At 63.7% G+C, this 12,919-nt stretch carries 10 protein-coding genes and 1 tRNA gene; 8 read left to right on the top strand and 3 right to left on the bottom strand.

Annotated elements, in window-relative coordinates; all coding sequences use genetic code 11:
- The first annotated feature begins 28 nt into the window (after positions 1 to 28).
- From H607_RS0110280 to H607_RS0110245, 8 genes are all read left to right on the top strand, one after another.
- On the top strand, positions 29 to 1,138 hold the full coding sequence (locus tag H607_RS0110280) for an ABC transporter ATP-binding protein (protein WP_028875364.1): 1,110 nt from the start codon (positions 29 to 31) through the stop codon (positions 1,136 to 1,138).
- A 38-nt stretch (positions 1,139 to 1,176) separates the two neighbouring features.
- On the top strand, positions 1,177 to 2,211 hold the full coding sequence (locus H607_RS0110275) for an ABC transporter substrate-binding protein (protein ID WP_028875363.1): 1,035 nt from the start codon (positions 1,177 to 1,179) through the stop codon (positions 2,209 to 2,211).
- Between the two features lie 65 nt (positions 2,212 to 2,276).
- Positions 2,277 to 3,539 carry an ABC transporter permease gene (locus tag H607_RS0110270; protein ID WP_051240827.1) on the top strand — a complete coding sequence of 421 codons (1,263 nt, stop codon included), beginning with the start codon at positions 2,277 to 2,279 and terminating at the stop codon, positions 3,537 to 3,539.
- A 13-nt stretch (positions 3,540 to 3,552) separates the two neighbouring features.
- Positions 3,553 to 4,377: an ABC transporter permease gene (locus H607_RS0110265; RefSeq protein WP_028875361.1), complete on the top strand. Its 825-nt coding sequence runs from the start codon at positions 3,553 to 3,555 to the stop codon at positions 4,375 to 4,377.
- Positions 4,378 to 4,404: 27 nt separating this feature from the next.
- Positions 4,405 to 5,859 carry an NADP-dependent succinate-semialdehyde dehydrogenase gene (gene gabD, locus H607_RS0110260; RefSeq protein WP_028875360.1) on the top strand — a complete coding sequence of 485 codons (1,455 nt, stop codon included), beginning with the start codon at positions 4,405 to 4,407 and terminating at the stop codon, positions 5,857 to 5,859.
- Positions 5,860 to 6,002: 143 nt separating this feature from the next.
- The gene (capB, locus tag H607_RS0110255) at positions 6,003 to 7,784 is read left to right on the top strand and encodes a caprolactamase subunit beta (RefSeq protein ID WP_028875359.1); all 1,782 of its coding nucleotides are present in this window, start codon (positions 6,003 to 6,005) and stop codon (positions 7,782 to 7,784) included.
- Positions 7,781 to 9,865, top strand: a complete 2,085-nt coding sequence (gene capA / locus H607_RS0110250) for a caprolactamase subunit alpha (protein WP_028875358.1) — start codon at positions 7,781 to 7,783, stop codon at positions 9,863 to 9,865. The genes capB and capA overlap by 4 nt, the downstream gene beginning before the upstream one ends.
- Before the next feature lie 24 nt (positions 9,866 to 9,889).
- Positions 9,890 to 10,846, top strand: a complete 957-nt coding sequence (locus H607_RS0110245; RefSeq protein WP_028875357.1) for an AraC-like ligand-binding domain-containing protein — start codon at positions 9,890 to 9,892, stop codon at positions 10,844 to 10,846.
- Positions 10,847 to 10,858: 12 nt separating this feature from the next.
- Here the strand turns inward: H607_RS0110245 and H607_RS12660 are convergent, their stop codons facing one another.
- The 3 genes from H607_RS12660 to H607_RS0110230 all read right to left on the bottom strand — a co-directional run bounded on the left by H607_RS12660 (position 10,859) and on the right by H607_RS0110230 (position 12,868).
- Positions 10,859 to 11,620, bottom strand: a complete 762-nt coding sequence (locus H607_RS12660; RefSeq protein WP_037990300.1) for an ABC transporter ATP-binding protein — start codon at positions 11,618 to 11,620, stop codon at positions 10,859 to 10,861.
- On the bottom strand, positions 11,617 to 12,753 hold the full coding sequence (locus tag H607_RS0110235; RefSeq protein WP_028875356.1) for an MlaE family ABC transporter permease: 1,137 nt from the start codon (positions 12,751 to 12,753) through the stop codon (positions 11,617 to 11,619). Before H607_RS0110235 ends, H607_RS12660 begins: the two co-directional genes overlap by 4 nt.
- A 19-nt stretch (positions 12,754 to 12,772) precedes the next feature.
- Positions 12,773 to 12,868, bottom strand: a tRNA-Sec gene (locus H607_RS0110230).
- Positions 12,869 to 12,919 lie beyond the last annotated feature (51 nt).

Here is a 12,919-nt window from a genome sequence, read left to right as displayed (position 1 = left end):
AAAGAGACAGACCCGGGGAGGGGCCCGCATGGCAGGAGAAACGAACGCAAGCACCGATGCACCGCACGTCCGTTTCATCGGCGTGCAAAAAACCTACGATGGCGCCTCGCTCATCGTGCGCGATCTCAACCTCGACATCCGGCGCGGCGAATTCCTGACCCTGCTGGGCCCCTCCGGTTCGGGCAAGACCACCACGCTGATGATGCTCGCCGGTTTCGAAACGCCGACGAGCGGCGAGATCCTGCTGGGCGGGCAGGTCATCAACCGTGTCCCGCCCCACAGACGCAACATCGGCATGGTCTTTCAGAACTACGCGCTCTTTCCCCACATGACCGTGGCCGACAACCTGCGCTTTCCCCTGCGGGTACGCAAGCTTTCGGCCGACGAGATCGAGGCGCGGGTACGGCGGGCGTTGGCCATGATCCGCCTCGAGGAGTACGCCAAACGCTACCCCCAGCAGCTCTCCGGCGGGCAGCAGCAGCGCGTGGCGCTCGCCCGGGCGCTCGTCTTCGACCCGCAGCTCGTCCTGATGGACGAGCCGCTGGGGGCGCTCGACAAGAACCTGCGCGAGCAGATGCAGCTGGAGATCAAACATCTGCAGCGTACGCTCGGCGTCACCGTGGTCTTCGTCACCCACGACCAGGGTGAGGCGCTCACCATGTCCGACCGCATCGCCGTGTTCCATCAAGGCGCCATCCAGCAGATCGACACGCCCGAGCGCATCTACGAGCATCCGGTCAATTCCTTCGTCGCCAACTTCATCGGCGAAAACAACGTCCTGCCCGGCATCGTGCGGCGCATGGAAGGCGGAACCTGCGAGGTCGAGCTCGACTGCGGTCCGCGTGTCCTCGCCCACCCGGGCCCCGTCGGCATGGGCGATCGCACCCTCGTGTGTATCCGGCCGGAGCGCGTCGTGCTCGACCCGCCGGAAGGACATCCCAACCGGCTCGGGGCCACCGTCCGCGAGACCATCTACCTCGGCGACCAGGTGCGCATCTGCCTCGCGATCGGCGAGCAGCAGGAGTTCGTCATCAAGGTGCCCATCTCCCGGTTCGATCCGGGCTGGTCGGTTGGTACCACCCTGCACGTCGGCCTCGACCCGAACCACCTGCACGCCCTCGACGCCCCCGCCGGCTGAATTCCCCATCGCACCATTCACCCAGGAGGAGACTCACCATGAAAATGCGTACCCTGCACGCCGCCGTCCTCGGCCTTGCCCTCGGGGCCGCCGCCCCGGCGATGGCCGACCTCACCATCATCTCCTTCGGTGGGGCCGCCCAACAAGCCCAAGAAAAAGCGTTCTACCAACCCTTCACCCAAGCCACGGGTATCAAGATCCACCCCGGCGAATACAACGGTGAACAAGCCAAGATCAAGGCGATGGTCATGGCCGGCAACGTCACCTGGGACCTCGTCGAGGTCGAGTCTCCCGAACTCGTGCGCGGCTGCGAGGAGGGGCTCTACGAGAAGATCGACTTCACCAAGATCGGCAACAAGGCCGATTTCCTTCCCCAGGCGGTCAATGAATGCGGCGTCGGCATCTTCGTCTGGTCGGTGGCGCTCGCCTACGATGCCGACAAACTGCCGCAAGCCCCCACTTCCTGGGCCGATTTCTGGGACGTAAAGAAATTCCCGGGCAAACGGGGTCTGCGCAAGGGCGCCAAATACACCCTCGAATTCGCCCTGCTCGCCGACGGCGTTCCGCCGCAGGACGTCTATAAGGTTCTCGCCACCAAGGAAGGCGTCGATCGCGCCTTCGCCAAGCTCGACCAGCTCAAACCCCACATCCAATGGTGGGAAGCGGGCGCCCAACCCCCCCAGCTGCTCGCCTCGGGGGATCTCGTGATGAGTGCCGCCTACAACGGCCGCATCCACGCCGCCCAGCAGGAAGGAAAACATCTCAAGGTCGTGTGGAACCAGAGCATCTATGACATCGACTCCTGGGCGATCCCCAAGGGAGACCCCAACAAGGCACAGGCGCTCGAATTCATCCGTTTCGCCAGCCAGCCCGAGCGGCAAAAGGCTTTCTCCCGGGAAATCTCGTACGGTCCCACCAACCTCAAGGCGCTCGACGGCCTCGATCCCAAAGTGCTCGGCGAACTTCCCAGTGCCCCGCAAAACCTCGCCGTGGCCTTGCCGATGAACACCGAATTCTGGGTCGAACACGGCGAGGAGCTCGAACAGCGTTTCAACTCCTGGGCGGCGAAATGAGCTTTTGAGGTAACTGGCTGGTTTCGGGCGGCCTCGTGCCGCCCCCCATGCGGGAGAGTGCATCCATGTCCGACTTCGCTGCGTCCGCCTCCGCCATCGACGGGGCGGATCCCGATCTCAAGCGGCGCATGCGCCGTGCCGAACGACGGCGCAACCTCGCCTATTTCGCCCTGATCTTGCCCTTGGCATTGCTGGTGTTGGTCGCCTTCGTCTGGCCCATTGCCTCACTGCTCGTGCGGGCCGTGGAAAACGAGGGCATCCACGACAATCTGCCGCAGACCGTCGCCGCCCTGCGCGCATGGGATGGGCCGGAACTTCCCGACGAGCGCGTCTACCGTCTCCTCGCCGACGAGCTCGCCCAAGCCAAGGGAACGCCAAAACTTGCCGCCATCGCCACGCGCCTCAACCGCGAAGAGGCTGGCCTGCGCTCGCTCGTGATGAAGACGGCTCGCCACCTTCCTTTGCCCGCGGACGTCTCCGCCAAGGAAGCCCTGATCGCCATCGATCCGGCCTGGGGCGAGCCCCCGATCTGGAAAACCCTGAAGCGCGCCGGTCATCCCTTCACGGCCTTCTACCTGCTCGCCGCCCTCGACCTGACCGTCGATGCCCATGGCCACGTCGCCCTGGCCCCGCCGCAGGAGCGTGTCTATCTCGACGTGCTCGGCCGTACTTTCTGGATGAGTTTCAACGTCACTCTGCTGTGCCTCCTGCTCGGTTTTCCCGTCGCCTATCTGATGGCCATCCTCCCGGTGAATCGCAGCAACCTCCTCATGCTCTTCGTGCTGCTGCCTTTCTGGACCTCGGTCCTCGTGCGCATCGCCGCCTGGATCGTATTGTTGCAAAACGAAGGGCTCGTCAACCGGCTCCTGCTCTCGCTGGGGCTCATCCAATCCCCCCTGCCCATGCTGTTCAACCGGTTCAGCGTCTATATCGGCATGATCCATATCCTGCTGCCGTTCATGGTGCTACCGCTCTATTCGGTCATGAAAGGCATCTCACCGGTCTATGTGCGGGCCGCACTCTCGCTCGGCTGCCCGCCCTGGCGCAGTTTCTGGACGATCTACTTTCCCCAGACGATCCCCGGCGTGGGCGCCGGCGTACTCCTCGTCTTCATCATGTGCATGGGGTACTACATCACGCCGGCGCTACTCGGCGGACCCAAGGAGCAGATGTTGAGCTATTTCATCGCCTTCTATACCAACCAGACGATCAACTGGAACATGGCAGCGGCCCTGTCGGCGATCCTGCTCACTGCCACGCTGTTGCTCTACGCGGTCTATGCCCTGCGTTTCGGCCCCACCCGCGTCAAGTTCATGAAAGCCCGCTGAAGGAGGGATCCCCGTGCTGCCACCCTACGCCTCCCCCCTCGAACGCACCTGGTACTGGATGCACCGTGCCCTCGTCTTCCTCATCCTGGCCTTCCTGATCCTGCCCATTCTCGTCATCATTCCCCTGTCGTTCAACGCCGACAATTTCCTCATGTATCCCATGTCGGGTTTTTCGCTGCGCTGGTACGAGGAATTCTTCACCTCCCCGGTATGGGGACGATCGGTGATGAACAGCCTCATCGTGTCGCCGGCGGCGACCCTGCTGGCGATGGCGCTGGGCACGCTCGCCTCGGTGGGATTGGTGCGTGCCGAGTTTCCCGGAAAGACCGCGCTCACTGCCGTGCTGATCTCGCCCATGATCGTGCCGGTCGTGATCATCGGCGTGGCCATGTACCTTTTCTTCGCACCCATCGGTCTCACCGGCAGCTATACTGGTCTCATCCTGGCGCATGCCATCCTCGGCGTTCCCTTCGTCATCACCACCGTGACGGCCACTCTCGTCGGATTCGATTTCAACCTCGTGCGGGCCGCCTCCAGCCTCGGCGCGGGGCCGATCACGACCTTCTTCCGGGTCACCCTCCCGCTGGTCGCCCCCGGCATCCTCTCCGGCGGCATTTTCGCCTTCGCCACGTCCTTCGACGAGGTCGTCGTCACCCTCTTCCTCGCCGCGCCGGAACAAAGTACCTTGCCACGGCAGATGTTCGCCGGCATCCGCGAGAACATCAGCCCGACCATCGCCGCCGCCGCCACCATCCTCGTGATCGTCTCCACGCTCATGCTCCTCACCCTGGAGTGGCTGCGCCGCCGCAACGAGCGGCTACGTACCGCGTTGATCTGAATTTTTCACCCCACAGGACCATGCACCATGACCCTTGCACTCAAAGACCCTTCCCTCTTCCGTACCCAAGCCTACATCGACGGGCGCTGGGTCGATGCCGACGACGGTGCCGTGCTCACCGTACGCAACCCCGCCGATGGCAGCGTGCTCGGTACCGTGCCCAAGATGGGCGCTACCGAAACGCGCCGCGCGATCGAGGCGGCCAACGCCGCCTGGCCGGCTTGGCGCGCCCTCACCGCCGGGGCGCGCGCCCGCATCCTGCGCCGCTGGTTCGACCTCATCGTCGAAAATCAGGAAGACCTGGCCGTCCTCATGACCTCCGAACAGGGTAAGCCGCTGGCCGAAGCGCGCGGCGAAGTGCTCTATGCCGCCTCCTTCATCGAGTGGTTCGCCGAAGAGGGCAAGCGCATCTACGGTGACGTCATTCCGCCGCATCAGGCCGACAAGCGCATCGTCGTCACCAAGGAGCCGATTGGTGTATGCGGCGCGATCACCCCCTGGAATTTCCCCTCTGCCATGATCACCCGCAAGGCCGGGCCGGCGCTCGCCGCCGGCTGCCCCATGGTGCTCAAGCCCGCGAGCCAAACCCCGTACTCGGCCCTGGCGCTGGCGGTGCTCGCCGAACGGGCCGGCGTACCGGCGGGCGTGTTCAACGTCGTCACCGGTTCGGCCACGGCCATCGGCGGAGAGCTCACCGCCAATCCCACCGTGCGCAAGCTCTCGTTTACCGGCTCCACCGAGATCGGCATCAAGCTCATGGCGCAGTGCGCCCCCACCCTGAAAAAACTTTCGCTCGAACTCGGTGGTAATGCCCCCTTCATCGTCTTCGACGATGCCGACCTCGACGCCGCCGTGCAGGGGGCCCTCGCCTCGAAATACCGCAACACGGGTCAGACCTGCGTGTGCGCGAACCGTCTGCTCGTGCAAGACGGCGTCTATGAGCGTTTCGCCACCAAGCTCGCCGAGGCCGTCTCCCGGCTCAAGGTCGGCCCGGGGCTCGCCGAAGGCACCAACCAGGGCCCCCTGATCGACGAGAACGCTGTGCGCAAGGTCGAGGAGCACATCGCCGACGCCGTGAGCAAAGGGGCACGCATCGTGCTTGGCGGCAAGCGCCATCCCCTAGGCGGGACCTTTTTCGAGCCCACCATCCTTGCCGACGTCACGCCCGAGATGAAAGTCGCGCGCGAGGAGACCTTCGGTCCGGTAGCGCCACTCTTCCGTTTCCACACCGAGGAAGAAGCCATTCGCATGGCCAACGATACCGAATTCGGCCTGGCCGCCTATTTCTACACCGAATCCTCGAGCCGCGTCTGGCGCGTGGGCGGGGCGCTCGAATACGGCATCGTCGGCATCAATACGGGCATCATCTCCACCGAGGTCGCTCCTTTCGGCGGCATGAAGTTCTCCGGCATGGGGCGCGAGGGCTCCAAATACGGCATCGAGGACTACCTGGAGATCAAGTATATGTGCATCGGGATTTGATCCTGGCACAGGAGTGCACGGTCGGACCAGAGTTTCTGCGCTCCTGTGCAAGTCTCTATGGCAAGCAAAATTTAATTTAACGGTGTCCGCCGTCCCGGTGGACACCAGACGGTCCGAAGACCGCTCGCCATAGGAGACAACCGATGCACGCCTCACCTTCCCCGGGTCGCTGCGACCCGATCACACTGGCCGTCATCCAGGGCGCACTCGAGACGACGCAGCGCGAAATGACTCTCACGCTCGAGAAGACTGGCCGTTCCAGCGTCTTCAACCTCGCACACGACTACAGTAATGCCCTCTTCGATCACTTGCCGGAGATGATCCTGCAAGGGCAGGACATTCCCATCCATCTCGGCTCGCTGATGCCCGCAATGAAGGGCGTGGCCGAATTCTTCGGCGAGGACATCCACGAAGGCGACGTCATCTATCACAACGATCCCGTCTTCCAGGGTAGCCACATCCTCGACTGCTGTATGTACAAACCCGTCTTCTATCGCGGCGAACTCGTTTTTTGGGCCGTGTGCAAAGGACACTTGACCGACATTGGTGGTCCGGTCCCGGCGGGTTACAACCCAGACGCCAAAGAAATCTATGCCGAAGGACTGCGCATTCCACCCGTGAAACTATGGGAGAAAGGGCGCAGGCGCAATGACGTATACAATCTTCTGCTGTCGAACATGCGGGCACGACGCAACCAGGAGGGGGACCTCAACGCCCAGCTCGGTGCCTGCCGGGTCGGCGAGCGCAACCTGCTTGCCCTGCTCGAGAAATACGGCCTGGAGACGGTTCGCGCAGCGATCGCCGAACTCAAGGACATGGCAGACCGACACATGCGCTCCTTGATTCGAACCATCCCCGACGGCACCTATCACGGCGAGGCTCAACTCGAAGATTCCGGCCACGGGCTGGGTACCCTCACCATCCGTGCCGAGGTGGAAGTACGCGGGGACGCGGTGCACATTCGCATCCAGAGCCCTCCTCAGGTCCCTTACTTCATCAACTCCTATGCTGGCAACTCGATGTCCGGCGTGTTGCTGGGACTGATGATGTTCGCCCAAGTCCCTCCCCCATACAATGAAGGGCTCTATCGTTGTGTCAGCGTCGATCTCGGCCCGAAGGGGACGCTGTGCAATGCTGCGGAACCCGCGCCGCACGTCAATTGCACCACCACCCCCATGGAGACGCTCACCGATGCGGTCCGCACCGCCTTCGAGGCCGCGGCGCCCGAGCGTGTCTCCGCCTCGTGGGGGCACACCAGCGGCATCAACATCGCCGGCCGCCATCCTCAAACTGGCGAAGACTACATGACCATGGTGCTTGCCTCCATCATCTCCGGGGCCGGAGCCACGGGTGCTCAAGACGGCTGGCACGGTTGCGGTCCTTTGTGTTGCTTCGGCGCACTCAGCTCCGGCGACATCGAGCTGCTCGAGTACGCCTACCCCATCATCATTCATCGCTATGGATTGCGAACCGACAGCGGAGGTGCCGGGCGCCGACGAGGTGGCTGTGGTACCGTCTGGGAAGTGGAGCCGATCGGCCATGAAATGACCGTCGTCTCCTTCGGCGAGGCGCGACACATCGGCACCATGGGTGCGGCAGGGGCGGTCGATGCCTTGCCAGAGCGCAAACTCGGGCGCCTCGAGATCATCGGTTCCCAAGGCGTCACGGCTTATCATCGCAACGTCATTACCACCATCCGCCCTGGCGAACGGGCGCGTAACCTCAACCCCGGAGGCGGCGGTTACGGTCCGCCCTGGGAACGTCCCGTGGAAGAAGTAGTGCGCGATGTCAAAGATGGCATCGTCTCGGCCGAAGCAGCAGCACTCGAATACGGTGTCGTGCTCGACGAAACAACGCTGCATGTCGATCTAACGGCCACCGCGGCCCTCCGCAACCGTCTGCAACGCAAGGAGGTGGCAGCATGAAACAACGATTTCGTCTGGGCGTAGACGCCGGAGGCACCTTCACCGACTTCGTGCTCGCCGAGCGCGACGGCCCCATGCGGCTCTTCAAGAGCCCTTCGACGCCAGAAGATGGCACACGCGCCATCGCCGACGGCCTGGCACAGATTTCGACGGCATTGGGCATGACGCCGGAAGAAATCGTGTCCCAATGCGACCTGTGCATCAATGGCACCACGGTGGCGCTCAATGCGCTCATCGAACTCAAAGGTGCCAAAGTCGGGCTGCTATGCACGGCCGGACACGAGGATAGCCTGGAACTGCGACTGGGACACAAGGAAGAAGGTCACCGTTACGACCCCGAATATCCACCGGCTCCTCAACTGGTACCGCGCCACTTGCGTCGCCCCGTACGCGGACGCATCCTCGCCGATGGCAGTGAATACGAGCCACTGAACGAGGAGGACATACTCGAGGCGATCGAGATCTTTCGTCGCGAGGCCGTGGAAAGCGTCGCCATTTCCTTCCTCTGGTCGGTGACCAATCCGGCGCATGAACGTCGGGCCCGCGAGCTCGTCGAGCGCCACCTGCCCGGCGTATTCGTGTGCTGTGGCAGCGAAGTCTATCCTCAAGTACGCGAATACACGCGCACCTCCACTACTGTGGTCAATGCCTATCTCAGCCCGGTCATGGGGCGCTACGTTCAGCGTATCGACCGCTTCTTCGCCGACCTGGGTGCGCGCAACCCCGTTCGTTATTACCAATCGAATGGGGGACTCGCTCTGGGTAGCATCATGCGCGAGCGCGCCGTAAATGCCATCAATTCCGGCCCGGCTTCGGCGCCCCAAGCAGCACTCTACGTGGCCGAGCCATTTTCCATCACCAATGTCATCACCGTCGACATGGGCGGCACATCCTTCGACATTACCCTGGCCAAGGATGGGCAGACCAAACTCAATCGCAATTACGATTTCCTGCGTCAGCGCTTGGGCGTACCGATGATCCATGTCGAAACCCTGGGAGCGGGTGGAGGCTCCATCGCCCGGCTCGATGAATTCGGCATGATACGCGTCGGCCCCCATAGCGCCGGCGCCTCCCCTGGCCCGGCCTGTTATGGCCGCGGCGGCACGCAACCCACCGTCACCGATGCCAATCTCGTTCTCGGCTATCTGCGCCCTGAAGCCGTGCTGGGAGGTGCCATCCAAATCGACGCCGACAAAGCCCGTGAGGCACTCGACACCCACCTTGCCTCGCCCTTGGGTATTGGGCTCGAACGTGCCGCCTTCGGCGTCCATACCCTCGTGAACATGAACATGTCCAACGGCATCCGCCGCATTTCCATCGAACAGGGTTACGATCCGCGGGATTTCGCCCTCGTATGTGCCGGTGGTGCCACGGGCATGCACATCACGGGTTTGGCCGAAGAACTGGGTATCGAAACGGTGCTCGTGCCCAAAGCCGCTTCGTGTCTGTGCGCCTTGGGGCAAGTCATCTCCGATGTCAAGTACAACTATCTGGCCAGCCTTCCCATGCGTCTCGATGAAGAGGAGGATATTTCCCCTCTGCAGAATCTCTTCGCCGAAATGGAGGAAAAGGGCAAAGACCTGCTCCGTGGTAGCGGTTTCCCGGAAGAAACGCTCTTTGTCGAACGCAGTGTCGAAATGCGCTATGTAGGCCAGATTCATGAGTGCACGGTTCCTATCCCGGATGGTCCAATCAGCACCGATACGCTTCGGCTGATGATCGAAGCGTTCCACGCCCGCCACGAGGCACTCTATACCTACAGCGAGCCACAGAACCCCGTCGAGCTCATCAACCTCGAATGCACCGTGGGCGCGAGGATCCAGAAACCGCCTCTGCCACGGCTCGAGAGCGGCGAGGAGGGCGTGAAACAGGCACACGATGGATTCCGAGGCATGATTTTCGACGACAGCGGCAAGCGCGTGGAGACCCCCGTCTACCTCGGCGAGCGGCTGCGGGCCGGTAACCGTATCATTGGGCCTGCGGCCATCGAAGAGCCGACTACGACCATCATCCTGCGCCCGGGATGGCAGGCGGAGCTCGACGCCTCGGGAACCTATAAGCTGACGCGGTGGGTAGAATAAAATCTAAGAGGGGAGGAGACGGCGATGCAGGAACATTTCAGCACGGCCGAAGTGACACCGCTGCAACGGCGGCAACATTGGACGAGTGTCATCAGCCGCGCCTATTTCGACCTCGACCTGCAACCGAAGGATGAAACCGTGCGCGGCAGCCTGAGTCAATGGGACATCGGACGGCTTCGCCTGTCCCGCCTCGTCTCGAGCGCCGTCAATTATCGCCGTCGCTGCCCCGAACGCTCGGCGGAGGAGCACGAGCAATTCCTCGTCTCGCTGCCCCTACGACAACCCGTGCGTTTCTCTCAGGTAGGGCGCGAGGCCCTGTGCTTGCCCGGCCAATTCGTACTCGAGCGCAGCGAAGCGCCCTATGATTTCAGCCACGAACACGACAATGAATTACTCGTGCTCAAGATACCCGGCGATCTCCTGCGTCGTCAAATCCGCCAGCCGGAACGCTACTGTGCCCTGGCGCTACAGGCGCGCGATGGTTTGGGCGGTCTCTTCGCCGGCTATCTGCAAAATCTGGGCACGCTGCTCGGGCAAAGCAGCGACGCCCTGCCGCCACTCGTGGAACAGCAATTGCTCGAACTACTCGGCGCAGCCGTGGAGAATGAGGCCCAGACTTTGGATTCGCGCATCTCGGCGGTACGTGCCGCCCACCTGCAGCGCATCGAACGCTATGCGTTGGAACATCTCACCGACCCCCAGCTCGATGCGGTACGCGTCGCCCAAGCTTGCCGGATCTCACCACGCTACCTGCATGACCTCTTCGGCGACACGGAACACACGTTTGCCCAATGGTTGCGCACCAAGCGGCTCGAAGGAGCTTATCGCATGCTGCTCACGCGCCCGGAGATGAGCATCGCCCAGATCGCCTACGCCTGGGGATTCGCCGACCAATCCCACTTCTGTCGGCTCTTCAAGCAGCAGTACGGCTGTCCTCCGCGTGAGCTACGGCGTACCCGTCGAACCCCGAACGCCGCCTGAGGCGGGATTCTCTCACCTCCCCGCCCGCGCCGAGAAATACGCCCGCAGCTCCGGCTCCGGTCGCTGCGCCAGTTCCTCGGCCGTGCCCGCGGCCAGCACCTTCTTGCGGGCGAGGAAGACGACGAGGTCGCTCGCGCCGAAGATCGAGTCGAGATCGTGCGTGATCTGGAAAATGGTCACGCCCAGGGCATCGCGCAGCGCGAGCACGAGTCGATCGAATGCCCGGGCGCTCACCGGATCGAGCCCCGAGGTCGGCTCGTCGAGAAAGAGGATTTCGGGGTCGAGCGCGAGCGCCCGGGCGAGCGCCGCGCGCTTGGTCATGCCGCCGGAGAGTTCGCGCGGATGGCGATGCACCGCGTCCGCGTCCAGCCCCGCCAACTGGATCTTGAGCATGGCCACTTCCTCGCGCAACTGCCGGGGCAAGCGAGTGTGCTCGGTGAGCGGCAGCATCACGTTCTCCAGCACCGTGAGCGAGGTGAAAAGCGCCCCCTGCTGGAACATCACTCCCAGACGCAGCTGCAGCCGGATACGCTCCTCGCGCCCGAGAGAGGCCACATCCCGCCCCAGGAGACGGATGGACCCCGCCGCCGGGCGCGTGAGCATGATGAGGTTGTTGAGAAGTACCGTCTTGCCGCTGCCGCTGCCGCCGACGAGCGAGACCACCTTGCCGCGAGGCACGACCAGGTCGAGCCCCTCGTGGACCACATGATCGCCGAACCGGTTGCATAGGCCGTGCACCTCGATCGCGGGTGTCTCTTCGCTTGCCTCGCTCATAGCCCCAGCCGGCGAAAGACGATGGAGAAGATCGCGTCGAGCACGATTACCCAGAAGATGGATTGCACCACGCTGGAGGTGGTCGCCCGCCCCACTTCGAGCGCCGAGCCGCGCACGCTCATACCCGCCTGGCAACCGATGAGGGCGATCGCCGTGGCAAAGACCGGCGTCTTCACCAGCCCCACCCAATAGTGGGCGTGACCGAGCCGCCCCAGGCGCTGCAGCCCGACGGTCCAATCCAGCCCGAACCCCCCCGTAGCCACCACCATTCCGCCGAAGAGGCCAGCGGCGTTGGCCAGCGTCGTGAGCAGCGGTAAAGCGATCGCCAGCGCCACGAAGCGCGGAATCACCAGCATCTCCACCGGAGGCAGGGCGAGCGAGCGCAGCGCGTCGATCTCCTGGGTGACGCGCATCGAGCCGAGCTGGGCGGCGTAGCTCGATCCGGTGCGCCCGGCCACGACGATGGCCGTGATCATCGGCCCCATTTCGCGCAACACGACGATGCCGATCATGTCGGCGATGAAGACGTTGGCGCCGAAGCGATCGAGCGTCACGCCCGCCTGGTAGGCGAGCACCACGCCGATGAGAAAGGAGAGCAGCGCCACGATGGGCACCGCCCGCACGCCGGCCGCCTCCAGCTCCACGATCACCTCGCGCCAGCGGATGCGCCAGGGGCGCACGAGCACAGGCAAGAGATGCGCCGTGACCTCGCCGATGAAGGCGACGAGATCGAGGTAGTGATGCACCAGGCCGATGGCAACCTTGCCGATGTAGGCGAAACCGGAAAAAGGCTCGGGCTCGGGCGGCGGCGTGCGCTGTGCGACCCGGTCGATGAGGGAAAGTGTCGCCCGCCAAGCCGGCGGCAGGGCAGAAAAATCCAGCGCGCGACCGTGATCCTCAGCGGCATGGGCGAGGTGCTCCAGCACGAGGGCCCCTACGGTGTCGAGCTCGGCCCCTGGTGCCGCTTCGAGACGAACCGGCCCTGCGGGCAGCACCTCCAGCGCCCGGGTCGCGGCCTCGATGAGCGCGTCGGCCTTCACTCCGGCCGCCGTCCATGGTCCTTCGAGGAGGAGGCTTGGCGGCTCCTTCGTCCAGCGCAGGCGTGCACCGGCAGAATCGGTGATCTCGTCCATGGGGCTATGATACGCGAGATGGCGGAAGGCAGCAGGAGTCGAACCTACCTGGGAGCGTCGGACGCCCCCAACCGGGTTTGAAGCCCGGCCGTGCCACCGGACACGGATGCCTTCCGCGAAGAACCAGGATATTGGTTCGGCAGCGGGCAAAGATACAATATACCGC

Source organism: Tepidiphilus margaritifer DSM 15129 (assembly GCF_000425565.1).
GTDB classification, from domain to species: domain Bacteria; phylum Pseudomonadota; class Gammaproteobacteria; order Burkholderiales; family Rhodocyclaceae; genus Tepidiphilus; species Tepidiphilus margaritifer.
The sequence above is the reverse complement of the archived record's forward strand: the minus strand, read 5'-3'. Positions and strand labels throughout refer to the sequence as shown.

What these genes read in the sequence shown, in the direction of transcription:
- H607_RS0110270 (WP_051240827.1), top strand. Translation starts at nt 2,277, where the DNA reads ATGTCCGACTTCGCTGCGTCCGCCTCCGCCATCGACGGGGCGGATCCC.
- capA (WP_028875358.1), top strand. Translation starts at nt 7,781, where the DNA reads ATGAAACAACGATTTCGTCTGGGCGTAGACGCCGGAGGCACCTTCACC.
- gabD (WP_028875360.1), top strand. Translation starts at nt 4,405, where the DNA reads ATGACCCTTGCACTCAAAGACCCTTCCCTCTTCCGTACCCAAGCCTAC.
- H607_RS12660 (WP_037990300.1), bottom strand. Translation starts at nt 11,620, where the DNA reads ATGAGCGAGGCAAGCGAAGAGACACCCGCGATCGAGGTGCACGGCCTA.
- H607_RS0110275 (WP_028875363.1), top strand. Translation starts at nt 1,177, where the DNA reads ATGAAAATGCGTACCCTGCACGCCGCCGTCCTCGGCCTTGCCCTCGGG.
- H607_RS0110280 (WP_028875364.1), top strand. Translation starts at nt 29, where the DNA reads ATGGCAGGAGAAACGAACGCAAGCACCGATGCACCGCACGTCCGTTTC.
- H607_RS0110235 (WP_028875356.1), bottom strand. Translation starts at nt 12,753, where the DNA reads ATGGACGAGATCACCGATTCTGCCGGTGCACGCCTGCGCTGGACGAAG.
- H607_RS0110245 (WP_028875357.1), top strand. Translation starts at nt 9,890, where the DNA reads ATGCAGGAACATTTCAGCACGGCCGAAGTGACACCGCTGCAACGGCGG.
- capB (WP_028875359.1), top strand. Translation starts at nt 6,003, where the DNA reads ATGCACGCCTCACCTTCCCCGGGTCGCTGCGACCCGATCACACTGGCC.